At 67.7% G+C, this 14,840-nt stretch carries 15 protein-coding genes; 10 read left to right on the top strand and 5 right to left on the bottom strand.

Going from position 1 to position 14,840, the window contains the following annotated elements:
* The first annotated feature begins 10 nt into the window (after positions 1-10).
* Both ACFCV3_RS29080 and ACFCV3_RS29075 read left to right on the top strand, forming a co-directional pair.
* Complete coding sequence (locus ACFCV3_RS29080) at positions 11-1,135, top strand: mandelate racemase/muconate lactonizing enzyme family protein (RefSeq protein WP_376035169.1); 1,125 nt, start codon at positions 11-13, stop codon at positions 1,133-1,135.
* Complete coding sequence (locus ACFCV3_RS29075) at positions 1,114-1,809, top strand: FadR/GntR family transcriptional regulator (protein ID WP_376035167.1); 696 nt, start codon at positions 1,114-1,116, stop codon at positions 1,807-1,809. The genes ACFCV3_RS29080 and ACFCV3_RS29075 overlap by 22 nt, the downstream gene beginning before the upstream one ends.
* Here the strand turns inward: ACFCV3_RS29075 and ACFCV3_RS29070 are convergent, their stop codons facing one another.
* Genes ACFCV3_RS29070 through ACFCV3_RS29055 form a run of 4 tightly spaced genes read right to left on the bottom strand, consistent with a single transcriptional unit; the run spans position 1,810 to position 5,990 of the window.
* Positions 1,810-3,060 carry a glucarate dehydratase family protein gene (locus ACFCV3_RS29070; RefSeq protein ID WP_376035165.1) on the bottom strand — a complete coding sequence of 417 codons (1,251 nt, stop codon included), beginning with the start codon at positions 3,058-3,060 and terminating at the stop codon, positions 1,810-1,812.
* Positions 3,057-4,559: a tripartite tricarboxylate transporter permease gene (locus tag ACFCV3_RS29065; protein ID WP_376035163.1), complete on the bottom strand. Its 1,503-nt coding sequence runs from the start codon at positions 4,557-4,559 to the stop codon at positions 3,057-3,059. The genes ACFCV3_RS29070 and ACFCV3_RS29065 overlap by 4 nt, the downstream gene beginning before the upstream one ends.
* Positions 4,560-4,569: 10 nt before the next feature.
* Entirely contained in the window at positions 4,570-5,010 is a 441-nt protein-coding gene (locus ACFCV3_RS29060; protein ID WP_376035161.1) for a tripartite tricarboxylate transporter TctB family protein, read from the bottom strand.
* A complete protein-coding gene (locus tag ACFCV3_RS29055) occupies positions 5,007-5,990 on the bottom strand; it encodes a tripartite tricarboxylate transporter substrate binding protein (RefSeq protein ID WP_376035159.1) in 984 nt (327 codons plus the stop codon). Before ACFCV3_RS29055 ends, ACFCV3_RS29060 begins: the two co-directional genes overlap by 4 nt.
* A 103-nt stretch (positions 5,991-6,093) precedes the next feature.
* Between ACFCV3_RS29055 and ACFCV3_RS29050 the strand changes: the two genes are divergently transcribed.
* The 6 genes from ACFCV3_RS29050 to mmuM are packed head-to-tail and all read left to right on the top strand — an operon-like array spanning position 6,094 to position 12,124.
* On the top strand, positions 6,094-6,972 hold the full coding sequence (locus ACFCV3_RS29050) for a LysR substrate-binding domain-containing protein (RefSeq protein ID WP_376035157.1): 879 nt from the start codon (positions 6,094-6,096) through the stop codon (positions 6,970-6,972).
* A gap of 52 nt (positions 6,973-7,024) precedes the next feature.
* Positions 7,025-7,930, top strand: a complete 906-nt coding sequence (gene kdgD, locus ACFCV3_RS29045) for a 5-dehydro-4-deoxyglucarate dehydratase (RefSeq protein WP_376035155.1) — start codon at positions 7,025-7,027, stop codon at positions 7,928-7,930.
* Positions 7,927-9,249 (top strand): enolase C-terminal domain-like protein, encoded by a 1,323-nt coding sequence (locus tag ACFCV3_RS29040; RefSeq protein ID WP_376035153.1) that lies wholly within the window; start codon positions 7,927-7,929, stop codon positions 9,247-9,249. The genes kdgD and ACFCV3_RS29040 overlap by 4 nt, the downstream gene beginning before the upstream one ends.
* 31 nt (positions 9,250-9,280) lie before the next feature.
* A complete protein-coding gene (locus ACFCV3_RS29035) occupies positions 9,281-10,360 on the top strand; it encodes an esterase-like activity of phytase family protein (RefSeq protein ID WP_376035151.1) in 1,080 nt (359 codons plus the stop codon).
* A 14-nt stretch (positions 10,361-10,374) separates the two neighbouring features.
* Positions 10,375-11,271 carry an FAD-dependent oxidoreductase gene (locus tag ACFCV3_RS29030; RefSeq protein WP_376035149.1) on the top strand — a complete coding sequence of 299 codons (897 nt, stop codon included), beginning with the start codon at positions 10,375-10,377 and terminating at the stop codon, positions 11,269-11,271.
* Positions 11,261-12,124 carry a homocysteine S-methyltransferase gene (gene mmuM, locus ACFCV3_RS29025; protein ID WP_376035147.1) on the top strand — a complete coding sequence of 288 codons (864 nt, stop codon included), beginning with the start codon at positions 11,261-11,263 and terminating at the stop codon, positions 12,122-12,124. The genes ACFCV3_RS29030 and mmuM overlap by 11 nt, the downstream gene beginning before the upstream one ends.
* Here the strand turns inward: mmuM and ACFCV3_RS29020 are convergent.
* On the bottom strand, positions 12,113-13,495 hold the full coding sequence (locus tag ACFCV3_RS29020; RefSeq protein ID WP_376035145.1) for a PLP-dependent aminotransferase family protein: 1,383 nt from the start codon (positions 13,493-13,495) through the stop codon (positions 12,113-12,115). The genes mmuM and ACFCV3_RS29020 overlap by 12 nt on opposite strands.
* Before the next feature lie 46 nt (positions 13,496-13,541).
* Here ACFCV3_RS29020 and ACFCV3_RS29015 point away from each other — a divergent pair, with 46 nt between their 5' ends.
* Together ACFCV3_RS29015 and ACFCV3_RS29010 are read left to right on the top strand one after the other, a co-directional pair.
* Positions 13,542-14,003, top strand: coding sequence for a carboxymuconolactone decarboxylase family protein (locus ACFCV3_RS29015; RefSeq protein WP_376035143.1), 462 nt, complete (start codon positions 13,542-13,544; stop codon positions 14,001-14,003).
* Positions 14,000-14,701, top strand: a complete 702-nt coding sequence (locus tag ACFCV3_RS29010; RefSeq protein WP_376035141.1) for an isocitrate lyase/phosphoenolpyruvate mutase family protein — start codon at positions 14,000-14,002, stop codon at positions 14,699-14,701. Before ACFCV3_RS29015 ends, ACFCV3_RS29010 begins: the two co-directional genes overlap by 4 nt.
* Positions 14,702-14,840 lie beyond the last annotated feature (139 nt).

Raw genomic sequence — 14,840 nt, 5'->3', positions numbered from 1 at the left:
GATGACCTTCATGTCAGATCAGATCCGCTACGTCCGGTTGTCCTCCGTGGTGCTGCCGTTGGAGCGGCCCGTGAGTGATGCGAAGGTGCTGACCGGTCGGCAGCGGCCGATGACTGAGATCGTGCTGCTGTTCGCGGAGATCAGTACGGCGCAGGAGCAGCACGGGATCGGGTTCTCGTACTCGAAGCGGGCCGGCGGTCCGGCGCAGTACGCGCATGCTCGGGAGATCGCGGGCGACCTGATCGGCGAGGATCCGTCGGATATCGCCAAGGTGTACGACAAGTTGCTCTGGGCGGGGGCCTCGGTCGGGCGGTCCGGCGTTGCGACGCAGGCGATCGCCGCGATCGACATCGCGTTGTGGGATCTGAAGGCCAAGCGGGCCGGGCTGCCGCTGGCCAAGCTGCTCGGCGCGCATCGGGACTCGGTCCGGGCGTACAACACGTCCGGTGGGTTCCTGCATGCGCCGATCGAGGAGGTGCGCGAGCGCGCGGCTCAGTCGCTGGCGGACGGTATCGGCGGCATCAAACTCAAGGTCGGCCAGCCGGACTCCCGAGCCGATCTGGCCCGGGTGCGGGCGGTCCGAGAACACATCGGCGACGCCGTACCGCTGATGGTCGATGCCAACCAGCAGTGGGATCGGCCGACTGCATTGCGGGTCGGGCGGAGTCTGGAGCAGTTCGAGCTGGTCTGGATCGAGGAGCCGCTCGACGCGTACGACGCCGAGGGCCACGCGCAACTGGCGGCTGCGCTCGACACCCCGATCGCGACCGGTGAGATGTTGTCGAGTGTCGGTGAGCACGTGCGGCTGATCGAGGCCCGGGCGGCCGACATCATCCAGCCCGACGCACCGCGGATCGGTGGTATCACGCCGTTCCTCAAGCTGGCGACGCTGGCCGATCATGCCGGTCTGCAACTCGCACCGCACTTCGCGATGGAGATCCACCTGCACCTCGCGGCCGCGTATCCCCGCGAGCCGTGGGTCGAGCACTTCGAGTGGCTGAACCCCTTGTTCAACGAGCGTCTGGAGACTGTCGACGGCCGGATGCTGGTCCCGGACCGGCCGGGTCTCGGCTTCACCACCAGCGAGCAGTGCGCGGCCTGGACCGTCGACGCGTGCGAGTTCGGCAGCCGATGAGCGTACGGCGCAGTCTCGCGTACGACGTCGTCGCGGAACTGAAGCGGCGGATCCTGACCGGTGAACTCGCGCCCGGTGCGAAGCTGCCGGCGGAGAACGGCCTGGTCGAGGAGTTCGGAGTCAGCCGGACCGTCATCCGCGAGGCGGTCTCCCGGCTCCAGGCGGCTGGCCTGGTCGAGACGTTCCAGGGGCGCGGGTCCTTCGTGCTGGAGGTGCCCGGTCCGGTTGAGCTGCGAGAGGTCCGCACCCATCAGGACGTGCTCGAGCTGATGGACTTCCGGATCGGCGTCGAGAGCGAAGCGGCAGGGCTCGCGGCAGTACGGCGTACCGAGCCGCAGCTGCGCGGGATCAGCCGGGCGCTGGACGACTTCCGGCAGGTCGGCGCCGACCCCGCCCGTTCGGTCGAGGCGGACTTCGGCTTCCACCTCAAGGTCGCCGTTGCCTCAGGCAACCGGTTCTACACCGACGTGGTGAGTGGCTTCGGGCCGATGATGATCATGCTGCCGCGGACCCGGCTCGACCCGGCGTACGAGATGTCCGATCCGGACCACCTCACCCGGGTGATCCACGAGCACGAGAACATCCACACCGCGATCGTCCACGGAGACGGAGAGGCAGCACGCGCCGCGATGCGCGTGCACCTGGCGAACACCCGCCGGCGATTGGGTGCCTAGTCACCACCGATGACGGTTCGGGGTGAAGTTCGGTTCGATCGTCCGCATGTACGTCGTGTCGTCGCGGCGCCGGATCCCGGCCACCAGGTACTGCTCGTGCAGGCGACCGAGCGCGTCGGTGTCGAGTTCGATCCCGAGCCCCGGACCGGTCGGCACCCGTACGCTCCCGTCTGCGAAGTCCAGGACGCCGGGCTTGATCAGGTCCTCGGTCTTCCATGGGTAGTGCGTGTCGCAGGCGTAGGTGAGGTTGGGGGTCGCGGCCGCGAGCTGCGTCATCGCGGCCAGGCTGATCCCGAGGTGCGAGTTGGAGTGCATCGACAACCCCATCCCGAAGGTGTCGCAGATCCCGGCCAGCAACTGCGAGCGCCGCAGTCCACCCCAGTAGTGATGGTCGGAGAGCACGACCTGCACGGCATCGGCCAGGACCGACGGCTTCAGATGCGCGAACGCGATCACGCACATGTTGGTCGCCAGCGGGATGTCCGTCTGCGCGGCGACCGCGGCCATCCCCTCGATTCCCGGGGTCGGATCTTCGAGGTACTCGATGACACCGGTCAGCGCCTTGGCAACGGCCACCGAGGTGTCGACCGTCCAGGCGCAGTTCGGATCGATCCGCAGCTTGTGCTCGGGGAAGGCAGCGGCCAGGGCATGGACCGCCTCGATCTCTTGCTCCGGCGGAAACACTCCGCCCTTGAGCTTGATCGCTGTGAATCCATATTGATCAATCATTGACCGGGCTTGATCAACGATGCCGGCCGGATCAAGAGCAGCGCCCCAGGAGTCCTCCGCGGCACCGGGATGCCCGGCCCACTTGTAGAACAGGTAGGCGCTGAACGGGACCGCATCACGCACCGCGCCACCCAGCAGGTCCGCGACCGGACGCCCAAGCTCCTTGCCCTGCAGATCCAGCAGGGCAATCTCGAACGGCGACAGTACGACGTCGACCGGATCCTGCAGATTGAGCATCCCACCGACCTCGGCACCACGCTCAGCACCCAGTACGTCGGCCACCCGGCTCCGCAGGCCGTGCAGATCGAACGTGTCCAGACCGGGCAGTGCCGCCGCGACTGCGGTGAGCCGGGCGAGCAGGGTCTCGTCGCAGTACGTCTCGCCGAGTCCGTGATTGCCGTCGTCGGTCCAGACCTGCACGATCGTCCGCAGCGCGAACGGCTGATGGACACCGGAGACGTTCAGCAGTGGCGGATCCGCGAACGCGACCGGGGTCAGTTCGATCCGGGAAATCCTGCTCACACGAGCTCCTTGTCCTTGGAACGGCGGTGCATCACCAGGCGGATGGCCGGTAGTGCGAGCACGACGATCAGTACGGCGAGCACCGTGCCCGAGATCGGCCGGGTGAAGAAGCCGGCCGGGTTGCCGCCGAAGATCAGCAGCGACTGGCGGACGGCGGTCTCCATCACGCTCCCGAGGACGAACGCCAGCACCAGCGGGCCGGGTTCGAACCCGAACTTCTTCATCAGGTAGCCGAGCACCCCGAAGACGATCACCAGGAAGATGTCGAAGACCTGGTTGTTCACGGTGTAGACGCCGAGCAGCGTGATCAGAACCGTGATCGGCGCCAGCACCGCCGGGCGGACCCGGAGGATCTTCACGAACAACCCGACCATCGGGATGCTCATGATCAGCAGCAGGATGTTGCCGATGTACATCGAGTTGACCACACCCCAGAACAGGTCCGGGTGCTCCGACACCAGCTGCGGACCGGGTGGGATGCCCTGGATCAGCAGCGCACCGAACATCAGCGCCATCGTCGTGTTGGCCGGGATGCCCAGCGTGAGCAGCGGGATGAACGACGAGGTCGCGGCCGCGTTGTTCGCCGTCTCCGGCGCGGCGACACCTTCGATCGCGCCCTTCCCGAAGCGCTCGGGGTGCTTGGCCCGGCGCTTCTCGACCGCGTAGGCGACCAGCGAGGAGAGCGTCGCGCCGCCGCCCGGCAGCACGCCGAGGACGAACCCGATCACCGAGCCGCGACCGATCGCACCGGACGACTGGCGAAGATCAGCGCGGGACGGCCAGACGTTGGTCACCTTGGCCGGCGCCGGCACCGTGCGGTGGCGTTCCTCCAGGTTGTGCAGGATCTCGCCGAGCCCGAACAGCCCCATCGCGATCGGCACGAAGTCGATGCCATCGGCAAGGTTCAGGGTGTCGAAGGTGAACCGGCTCGCACCGGTGAAGGTGTCCCGCCCGACCGTTGCCAGCAGCAACCCGAGCCCGGCGGCGATCACCGACTTGGTCCGGCCGCCGTTGCCGACGGTCGCGACCAGGAGCACGCCGAACAGCGACAGCGCGGCGTACTCGGGCGGGCCGAAGTCGAGCGCGACCTCGGCCACCACCGGGGCCAGCAGGGTGAGCCCGATGATCGAGACCGTACCGCCGATGAACGAGCCGATCGCCGCGACCCCGAGCGCCGTACCGGCCTTCCCCTGTTTGGCCAGTGCGTAGCCGTCGAACACGGTGACCACGGACGATGCCTCGCCCGGGAGGCGGAGCAGGACCGAGGTGATCGTGCCGCCGTACTGGGCGCCGTAGAAGATACCGGCCAGCATGATGATCGCCGGGACCGGTTCGACGCCGTACGTGATCGGCAGCAGGATCGCGATCGTTGCCGCCGGCCCCAGTCCGGGCAGGACGCCGATCAGCATCCCGATCACGACGCCGATCAGGCAGTACAACAGATTGGTGGGCTGCAGAACGACGCCGAAGCCGTCGATCACCGGGTTGAGGAAATCCATCACGACACCTTCAGATCAGCCGCGGCAACGGGATCTCGAGGACCATCACGAACAGCACGTAGAACGCGACCACCGTGCCCACGCTGACGGCCACCGATGACACCCAGCGCTCCCTGCCCAGGAAGCGCGTCCAGACGAACACCAGCAACAGCGACGGAATCTCGAACCCGATCAGCGGCAGCAGCGCAGCGAACACCACGAGACTCAGTACGGCGATCGCCGTCTGCACGCTCGCTCCGGTGAACCCCTCGGTATCGGTCCCGTGCCGTCCGGTCAGCGCCAGCACCACCGCGAGCACGGTGATCACGACGCTGACCGTGAACGGCCACAGCCCGGGACCGGGCGCGGTCAGCCGGCCGAGACCGAGTGCGACCGAGCCGATGAGGCCGAACACACCGATCGCACCCGCAACACCTGCGGCGCCGAGTTGAGCAAGAGGCCGTTCGGTCACTTCTTACCCAGCGAGATCTGGTACTGATCGAGCTGCGCCTTGTACTTGGTGGCGTACTCGTCGAGGATCTTGCGGACCTCGTCCGGCGTTCCCTCGATCGGGGTCAGGCAGTGGTCGTCGTTGAACTTCTTGTACGCCTCGGTCGCGAAGGTCTTCTTGGCCGCATCCAAGAGCTTGGCCTTGACCGGCTCCGGCGTCCCCTTCGGCGCGGTCAGGAACCGGTACTGCGCCACGACCACGTCGTACCCCTGTTCCTTCGCCGTCGGGACCTCGGGCAGGAACTTGATCCGCTCGGCCGAGAACACCGCGAGCGGCACGACCTTCTTCGCCTTGATCTGTGCGATGCTGTCGCCGACCTGGATGGTGGCGACATCGACCTGGCTGCCGAGCAACGCGGTCAACGCCGGCGCGCCACCCTCGAACGGTACGTCGGTCGCCGGGATCCCGGCCTGTTTGAACGCCAGCGCGGACGCGAGCTGCGCGCCGGTCCCGACCCCGGTGGTGCCGTACTTGATGTTCTTGCCGGACTTCTTCAGGTCTGCGATCGACTTGACCGTCGAGGCGGCCGGGGCGACCAGCACGTAGTCGTCCTGGGAGATGCCGCCGAGCAGGTCGAAGTCGTCGAGTTTCACGACCTCGTTCGCCGAGACCGCCAGCGGGGTGATGGTGAACAGCGACGCGTTCTGGACCGCGATCTTGTAGCCGTCGGGTTTGGCCGACTGCAGTTCCTTCGCGTTCAGGGCGCCGTTCGCACCGGGCTTGTTCACCACCGGAACCGAAACACCCAGCTCCTTGCCGAGACCCTCGGCGATCGCGCGGGTGATCAGATCGGTGCTGCCACCAGGCGCGGCGCCGACGCTCATCTGGATGTTGCCGGTCGGGAAGTCACCGTCACCGCCGGTCTCTGTGGTCTTCACTCCGCCGCAGCTGGTCAGGACAGCGACGACCGCCGTGACGGCGATGCCATGAATGAGCCTCATCGGAGTACCTCCTCTGGATCGGCCCCGTTTGGCGTGAGCGTAGGGAGAGCCATCGATGCCTGTCCAAGGTTGTTTATGCATCGAGTGATACCTTTCGGGAATCATGTTCTCGCTGGACCAACTGACCGCATTCGTGGCGGTCGCCGAGGAACTGCACTTCGGCCGGGCCGCCGAGCGACTCAACATGACCCAGCCGCCACTCAGCCGCCAGGTGCAGAAGCTGGAACGCGCGATCGGCGTCCAGCTGTTCGAGCGGGACAACCGCCGCGTCGTTCTGACCGAAGCCGGCCAGGCCTTCCTGGGTGAGGCCCGGCGACTGCTGGCGCTCGTCGAGACTGCGGGTGATCTCGCCCGCCGGGTCGATCAGGGAGCGGCCGGGACGCTGCGGCTCGGCTTCACCGCGGTGACGGCGATCCGGACGCTCGGACCGTTTCTTCGCCGAGTGTCCGACGAACTGCCGGAGGTAGACGTGATCCTGCACGAGCGGGTCACCTCGGCGCAGATCGACGGCCTGCTGCACGGCGAACTCGACCTCGCGCTGGCACGGCCGCCGTACGACACAGAGCTTCTCGACTCCCAGATCGTGGCTCGCGAGCCGCTCTGCGCGGCGCTGCCTGCCGATCACCCGCTGTCCGAGCTCGACCGTCCACTCACGGCGGCCGACTTCGCTGCGGAGGAGGTGATCAGCTACGACCCCGTCCGCGCCCGCTACTTCCATGAGCTGACCATTCGATTCCTGGCCGGTTCCCAGCACCGGATCACGCAACGCGTGCAGCAGGTGCTCACCGTCGTACTGCTGGTCGCGGCCGGTCGCGGGGTCGCCCTCGTCCCCGAGTCGGCGCGCGATCTCGGCGTACCGGGGGTCACCTTTCGGGAGATCGCGCTGGCCGGGGAACCGGTCGAGTTGCACGCGATCTGGCACCGCGACTCGGCCAATCCGGTCCTGCATCGGGTCCGGGCGATGCTCTCAGAGCATCAATAGATCCAAAAACAGTCTTAGACAGGTATCCATCCGCCTTCCTAGGCTGACCGGCGTGACCCCCGACGAACTCGCTGCCCAGCTGAAGACCGGACTGCTCTCGTTTCCGGTCACGCATTTCCAACCCGACCTGAGCTTCGACGAGAAGGCCTACCGCGAACACCTGTCCTGGCTCAGCCAGTACGACGTCGCCGGGCTGTTCGCGGCGGGTGGTACCGGGGAAGGGTTCTCGCTGACGCCGGCCGAGATCGACGCCGTCGTCCGGGCCGCCGTCTCCGAGGTCGCCGGGCGGGTGCCGGTGATCGCACCGGCCACCGGCGGGACGGCGACGGCGATCGAGCAGGCCCAGGCGGCGGAGGCCGCGGGTGCGGACGGATTGTTGCTGCTGCCTCCCTATCTGACCGAGGCCGGCCAACGCGGGCTCGTCGAACATGTGTCGGCCGTCTGCCGCAGTACGAACCTCGGCGTCACCGTCTACAGCCGCGCGAACGCGATCCTCACCGATGTCTCGGTTGCGGAGCTTGCCGACCGCAACGACAACCTGGTCTGCCTGAAGGACGGCGTCGGCAATGTCGAGATGATGACGCGGACCTACGCACGCGTTGGCGACCGGCTCACCTACATCGGCGGGCTGCCGACCGCGGAGACGTTCGCGCTGCCGCTGCTGCAACTGGGGGTCAGCACCTACTCGTCGGCGATCTTCAACTTCGTGCCCGAGTTCGCGCTCGGCTTCTACGCCGATGTGCTCGCGCAGGACCGGGACGCTGTCTACCGCAAGCTGAACGAGTTCGTCATTCCGTACCTCGACATCCGCGATCGCACCAAGGGGTACGCCGTCTCGATCGTGAAGGCCGGTGTGAAAGCCATCGGCCGTCCGGCCGGGCCGGTGCGGCCGCCGCTGCAGGACCTGAGTGAGGACGAGCTGACCGAGCTCACCTCGTTGATCGGCAAACTGACATGACGACGCCGCGGGTGGTCTCCGTGGAGGTCGTGCCGGTTGCTGGCTACGACAGCATGCTGCTCAATCTGAGTGGTGCCCACGGGCCGTTCTTCACCCGCAACGTGGTGATCGTGACGGACAGTTCGGGGAACACCGGGCTGGGCGAGGTCCCGGGTGGCGCCAAGATCGCGGGCACGATCACCGAGGCCGCGGAGTTGCTGGTTGGCCAGGAGATCGCCCGGTACCGCCAGCTGCTGCGTTCAGTTGCCACATCATTCGCGGATCGGGATGCGGGTGGTCGCGGTCTTCAGACATTCGACCTCCGTACGACGGTGCATGCGGTGACCGGGCTCGATTCGGCTCTGCTCGACCTGCTCGGACAGCATCTCGGCGTACCGGTGGCTGAGCTTCTGGGCGACGGTCAGCAGCGGGCCGCCGTACCAGTGCTCGGTTATCTCTTCTATGTCGGCGATCCGGGGCAGACTGACCTGCCGTACCTTACCAACGATGGCACCGATCGCTGGTCGCTGTTGCGACGGCAACCCGCTTTGACACCCGAGGCCGTCGTCGCTCTGGCCGAAGCCGCTGAAGAGCGGTACGGGTTCGCCGACTTCAAGTTGAAGGGCGGGGTGTTCGAGGGCGCGGCTGAGATCGCCGCCGTCCGGGCACTGGCCGAGCGGTTCCCGCGGGCGCGCATCACGGTCGATCCGAACGGCGCCTGGCCGGTCCGCGAAGCCATTGCCCTGTGCAACGGGTTGGACGACGTACTGGCGTACGTCGAGGATCCGTGTGGCGCCGAGGCCGGGTTCTCCGGCCGCGAGACAATGGCCGAATTCCGCCGTACGACGGGATTGCGGACGGCCACGAACATGATCGCGACCGACTGGCGTGAGCTGGCGCAGGCAGTCCGGATGGACGCCGTCGACATCCCGCTGGCGGATCCGCACTTCTGGACGATGGCCGGGTCGGTGCGGGTTGCCCAGCTCTGCAACGACTTCGGGCTCACCTGGGGTTCGCACTCGAACAATCATTTCGACATCTCGCTGGCCATGTTCACCCATGTCGGAGCGGCGGCTCCGGGTGAGATCACCGCGCTCGACACGCACTGGATCTGGCAGGACGGGCAGGCGCTCACCACCGAGCCGTTGCAGATCGCCGACGGGCAGATCGCCGTACCGACGGCTCCTGGTCTTGGCGTCTCGCTGGATCGGGATGCCCTCCAGGCGGCCCATGAGTTGTACCTCGAACATGGACTCGGTGCACGCGACGATTCGGTCGCCATGCAGTATGTGATCAAGGACTGGGCGTTCGATCCGAAGCGGCCCTGTCTGGTGCGCTGATGTTCATCTCTCGTTGATCGAGGAGTCTGGAATGCGTTGGCAGAAGCCGCTCGCCACTGCTGTAGTTCTGACCACTCTCACCACGCCACTCACCGCAACCGCTACGGAGCACCCCGGTGGAGCATGCTCGCCGAATGCCCGGTTCCTCGGGTTCAGCGACGCGCTGAACAAGACGACGTACGGCGGACAGCTGGTCTCCGGGCTGTCCGCGCTGAATGTCACCGGGCCGCACAGTGCGGTCGCGCTGGTCGACAACGTCCTCACCAGCCCGGCGCGGGTCTTCGATCTGAAGATCAGCAGCAAGCCGACGGTGAGTGTGGACGGGATCACGATCCTCAAGCGTCCGGACGGTACGCCGTTCAACGCGCAGGACTTCGATGGTGAGGGGCTGGTCGTCGAGCGCGGTCAGCGGACGATCCTCGCGACGTCGGAGCGCGAGCCGTCGATCCGGCGGTTCCGGCTGTCCGATGGTCTGCAGATCGGGTCGCTGCCGGTGCCGACGCGCTTCCAGGTCGCGCCTGCTGGTGAGGCGGTCACGAACGGAACCTTCGAGTCGCTGACCGCGAGCCGGGACGGGCGTTCGGTGTTCGCAGGCATGGAGGAGCCACTGGCCCCGGACGGCCGGGACGCGGACGGCCGCGGCCGGAATCGGATCCTGCGCTACACAGGCTTCTCCGGCCATGACTACCGCGTGACCTCGCAGTACGCGTACCACACCGACCCCGGCCTCTCCCTGGTCGAGCTGGCCTGGGTGAACCCTGGTGAACTGGTCTCGATGGAGCGCACCTTCGTTCCGGGCGTCGGGAACACGATCCGCGTCTTCACGGTGTCGTTGCGGCACGCAACCGATGTGACGGCGAAGGCCTCCCTCAAGGATGCGCCGGACAAGGCCTTCGTGCAGAAGAAGCTGCTGTTCGACCTGGTGAACTGCCCGCCGTCCGGAGCGACCGCCGGACAACCGCAGCCGAACCCGTTGCTCGACAACGTCGAGGCACTCGCCCTGGGCGGCCACCTCCCCGGCGGACGCCGGCAGCTGTACCTCCTCTCGGACGACAACAACGGCCCAACGCAGACCACCCGCTTCTACTCGTTGGCGGTTGACCTGCACTAGGCGACACTGTGCGTATGCGCGTGATCGTGGTGGGTGCTGGTGTGATCGGGTTGACCTGTGCCGTGAGGTTGGCCGAGAACGGCTATGAGGTGGCCGTGCTGGCTCGCGACCTGCCGCTGGAGACCACGTCTTCGGTGGCGGGGGCGATCTGGGGTCCGTACTTGGCCGAGCCCGCTGACCGGGTGGCTGCGTGGGCCAAGGCGTCGTACGACGAGTTCACCAAGCTGGCTGAGCACGAGCCGTCGGTGCAGTTGCGGCATGGGCGTGAGTTGCTGGTGGAGCGGACTCCGGATCCGGCGTGGGCCGACGTACTGCCGGATCTGACGCGGGTGGCGTCGCCTCCGACCGGGTTTGCGGACGGGTGGGCGTTCACCGCGCCGGTGGTCGAGATGCCGAAGTATTTGCCGGCGTTGGTGAAACGGCTCGAGAACGCCGGGGGCACGCTGACTCGCGCAGCGTTGTCGGGGCTGCCCAGTTCGGCGGATCTCGTGATCAACTGCACCGGTCTTGGTGCTCGGTTGACCGCGGCCGATCCGACGGTGACGCCGGTGCGGGGGCAGTTGCTGAGCGTTGCGCAGTGTGGCCTGTCCGAATGGCTGATCGCCGGCACCACCGTCGTGATCCCACGATCGAACGACGTGATCGTCGGCGGCACCAGCGAGCCCGGCGACTGGAATCTGGCCGTCGACCCATCAGCCAGTACGGCGATTCTGGAGCGCGCCGCTGTCCTGGTCCCACAGTTGCGCAAGGCAACGGTCTTGCGGGCGCGGGTCGGTCTGCGTCCGGCCCGGCCATCGGTTCGCTGCGAGCTCGTGGACAAGGTCATCCACTGTTACGGCCATGGCGGTTCCGGCGTCACCCTGTCGTGGGGTTGCGCCGACGAGGTCCTGGCGCTGGCCAATGGGCTCTGAACATCCGATCGTCCTCGACGGCGGCCTCTCGAACGCACTCGAGGACCGCGGTCACGATCTGTCCGACGCCTTGTGGTCGGCTCGGCTCCTCAAGGACGCTCCGGCGGAGATCGCCGCCGTCCACCGCGCGTATTTCGAGGCCGGTGCGATGGTTGCGACGACCGCCAGCTATCAGGCGAGCGTCGCCGGCTTCGCACAGGCCGGCGTACCGGTCGCGGAGGCCGAGCGGCTGATCACGTCCAGCGTGCGCATCGCCCGCGAGGTCCGCGACGAGTTCGGTGGTGACCGGCTGGTCGCTGCATCGGTCGGTCCGTACGGCGCGTTCCTTGCCGATGGCTCCGAATACCGGGGGCGGTACGGCGTGAGTGCTGCGGCCCTGCGCGATTTCCACGGACCGCGGCTGGAGTTGCTGATAAGCGCCGGCCCTGACCTGCTCGCGGTCGAGACGATTCCCGATATCGACGAAGCCGAGGTGCTGGTCCAGTTGCTGCAGGAGCTCGACTTCCCGGCCTGGCTCTCCTACAGCGCAGCCGACGGACTGACGCGGGCCGGCCAGCCGCTGGTCGACGCGTTCGCGCTCGGCGCCATTGACCAGGTGGTTGCTGTAGGCATCAACTGTTGTGCGCCGGAGGAGGTCGCTCGGGCCATCGCGCTCGCGACCAAACCAGCTGTCGTCTACCCGAACAGTGGAGAGACGTGGGACGCCGAGGCTCGCGGCTGGACCGGCTCATCGGAGACTCTCACCGATCTCGCCCCCGCCTGGGCCGCTGCCGGAGCCACGTACATCGGCGGTTGCTGCCGAGTCGGCCCGGCCGGTATCCGCGCCTTGGCCGACGCGATCTCAGACGCCTAGCACCTGGCACAGCAGATCGAGCGCACCTGGGTAAGCGTGATCGGGCGGCGTGCCATAGCCGACGATGACGGCTTGGCGGGTCGCCGGGGTCGGGGCGAAGTGGTAGGTGCTCATGCTGGCGAGACCGAGCCCCTGACGGGCGGCGCGCTCCACCATGTCCTCGGCATCGCCGGGTACGTCGAGCAGCACGTGCATGCCGGCCGCGATTCCGGCGACCTTGACGTTCGGGGCGCGTTCCGCGAGCAGCTCGACCAGGCGGTCGCGGCGACGACGGTAGTGCAGGCGCGAGCGCCGTACATGCCGGTCGTAGTGGCCGGAGGCAATGAACTCGGCGAGCACCAACTGCTCGAGCGTGGCGGTCTGATAGTCGGCGACGCGCTTGACTGCGATCACCGGCTCGAGCAGGTGCTGCGGGAGAACCATCCAAGCGAGCCGGACGCCGGGTGCGAGGCTCTTGCTGGCGGTGCCCGTGTAGACGACTCGCTCCGGGTCCAGCGCCTGCAGGGCTCCCACTGCCTGCCGGTCATAGCGAAACTCACCGTCGTAGTCGTCCTCGATCAGCACCGCTCCGGACTTCGCCGCCCACTCGACAGCCGCCGTACGGCGTTCTGGCGAGAGCGGGACGCCTGTCGGCATCTGGTGCGCGGGAGTCAGTAGCGCGGCTTGGCCGGTCAGCTGCGACACGTCGGCGCCGTACTCGTCGAGTGCCAGCGGGACTGGTTGCAGGCCACGGGCCCGGATGACGTCGCGATGCAGGCTGTAGCCGAACTCTTCCGTGGCGACCGTCGTACCGCCGAGATTGCGGACTGTTTCACAGAGCAGGCTGAGGGCCTGGACGTAGCCGGAGCAGATCAGGATGCGTTCCGGATCGGCCCGTACGCCGCGTGCCCGGGCGAGGTAGTCGGCGAGGGTACGGCGAAGCTCGATCCGGCCGCGAGGATCGCCGAGGCCGAACGCCTCGTTCGGTGCGGCCGGCCAGGCCTTGCGGGCCGCGGCGAGCCACTCACCGCGCGGGAACGTCGAGACGTCGGGTGAGCCAGGGGTCAGGTCGTAGCGGAAGGTCCGAACCGGCGGCAGGGTCGCGACCGGGGTCGGGGCGATGTGGGCGCGGCTGGCGACGACCGTGCCGGAGCCCTGTCTGGCCGTGAGCCAGCCTTCGGCGACCAGTTGGCCGTAGGCGTCGGCGACCGTGTTCCGGGCGATGCCGAGGTCCTTGGCGAGCGAGCGTGAGGAGGGCAGGCGGGTCCCGGCCGGCAGCCGGCCGGTCCGGATGGAGGTGTGCAGGGCCTGGACCAGGTCGTTGCGGCCACGGGACGCGGCCAGGTCGAGATGCAGGTCGGCGCCCGCCCAATTGGCCCCTTGATCTCCCATGGAAATGGACCATACACCTGGGCCGATCCAGGCCTAGGTTGGAGCCATGAGCACATCGACGACCCGACGGGTGAAGCTGGCCAACCTGGCCCCCGAGTTCTACCAGGCGCTGAACGCGCTGGACGCGACCGCCGGCGCCGGCCTCGACGCGAACTTCGCCAACCTGATCCGGACGCACGCCTCCCAGATCAACGGCTGCGCCTACTGCACCGATATGCACAGCCTCGACTACCTGCACGGCGAAGGCCCCCAGCAGAAGCTGAACCTGCTGCCGGTCTGGCGTGAGTCCCGCAACCTGTTCACCGAGCAGGAGCAGGCCGCTTTGGAGCTGACCGAGGCGATCACGCTGATCAGCGACGGCCACGTGCCGGACTCGGTCTACAACCTGGCCGCTGAGCACTTCGAGGAGAAGGAGCTGGCCCAGTTGATCGCGTTGATCGTCATGATCAATGCGTGGAACCGGGTCGGGATCACCGGCAAGATGGCCCCCGGCCACTACAAGCCATGAGCGCCGAGGCGTTCCGGGCCCGGCACCACTCGGGCCCGCCGCTGATCCTGCTGAACGCGTGGGACCCGGTCAGTGCCCGGATTATCGCGGCTGGTGGCGCACCGGCGGTCGCCACCAGCAGTGGCGCGATGGCGCGTGTCCTCGGGTACGACGACGGCCAACTGACGCCGGCCGCGGAGATGCTGACCGCGGTCGCGCGCGTCGTACAGGCGGTCGATGTGCCGGTGACTGCGGATATGGAGGCCGGGTACGGTCTGCCAGCCAAGGAGTTCGCCGAGCGGTTGCTGGAGACCGGTGCGGTCGGCTGCAACCTCGAGGACTCGTTAGCCGATGAACTGGTGGACCCGCTGGAGTTCGCTGACTACCTGGCCGAGGTGCGGGCGACTGCAGGGGCCGACCTGGTCATCAACGCCCGGGTGGACACGTTCCTGGTGCAGGGCACGCCGGCCGACGCCGTGGCGCGTGGCCGCATCTACCGGCGGGCTGGTGCGGACTGCATCTACCCGATCTTCGCGCCGCTCGACGTACTGCCTGAGCTGGCCGCCGAGATCGGCGGCCCGATCAACGCGCACGCCAAGCCGAGTGGGCCGACACCTGCCGAGCTGACCGCGGCGGGTGCACACCGGATCTCCTACGGGACCAGTGTGCACAAGCATCTGATGGACTCGCTGCAAAAGCTCTTGCCAAGCCTGCAGTGAAGCTGGGGTGGGGCGGTGGAGCGGGCCCCCCCCCCCCCGCTAGTCAGCGCAACACCCCCCCCGCCGCTTGGGGGGGTGTGGGGTACATGCCCCCCGACACCCCGCGCTGGCCCCCCGCGGGCCCATGATGTTGCAGTGT

This window comes from Kribbella sp. NPDC056345 (assembly GCF_042262745.1).
GTDB lineage: Bacteria > Actinomycetota > Actinomycetes > Propionibacteriales > Kribbellaceae > Kribbella.
This window is presented reverse-complemented; position numbering and strand designations above follow the sequence as displayed.

Bases quoted from the DNA above. Each gene is read 5' to 3' on its own strand.
- mmuM (WP_376035147.1), top strand. From the start codon at position 11,261: ATGGGCTCTGAACATCCGATCGTCCTCGACGGCGGCCTCTCGAACGCA.
- ACFCV3_RS29015 (WP_376035143.1), top strand. From the start codon at position 13,542: ATGAGCACATCGACGACCCGACGGGTGAAGCTGGCCAACCTGGCCCCC.
- ACFCV3_RS29035 (WP_376035151.1), top strand. From the start codon at position 9,281: ATGCGTTGGCAGAAGCCGCTCGCCACTGCTGTAGTTCTGACCACTCTC.
- ACFCV3_RS29050 (WP_376035157.1), top strand. From the start codon at position 6,094: ATGTTCTCGCTGGACCAACTGACCGCATTCGTGGCGGTCGCCGAGGAA.
- ACFCV3_RS29065 (WP_376035163.1), bottom strand. From the start codon at position 4,559: ATGGATTTCCTCAACCCGGTGATCGACGGCTTCGGCGTCGTTCTGCAG.
- ACFCV3_RS29020 (WP_376035145.1), bottom strand. From the start codon at position 13,495: ATGGGAGATCAAGGGGCCAATTGGGCGGGCGCCGACCTGCATCTCGAC.
- ACFCV3_RS29010 (WP_376035141.1), top strand. From the start codon at position 14,000: ATGAGCGCCGAGGCGTTCCGGGCCCGGCACCACTCGGGCCCGCCGCTG.
- ACFCV3_RS29040 (WP_376035153.1), top strand. From the start codon at position 7,927: ATGACGACGCCGCGGGTGGTCTCCGTGGAGGTCGTGCCGGTTGCTGGC.
- ACFCV3_RS29080 (WP_376035169.1), top strand. From the start codon at position 11: ATGTCAGATCAGATCCGCTACGTCCGGTTGTCCTCCGTGGTGCTGCCG.
- ACFCV3_RS29030 (WP_376035149.1), top strand. From the start codon at position 10,375: ATGCGCGTGATCGTGGTGGGTGCTGGTGTGATCGGGTTGACCTGTGCC.
- ACFCV3_RS29055 (WP_376035159.1), bottom strand. From the start codon at position 5,990: ATGAGGCTCATTCATGGCATCGCCGTCACGGCGGTCGTCGCTGTCCTG.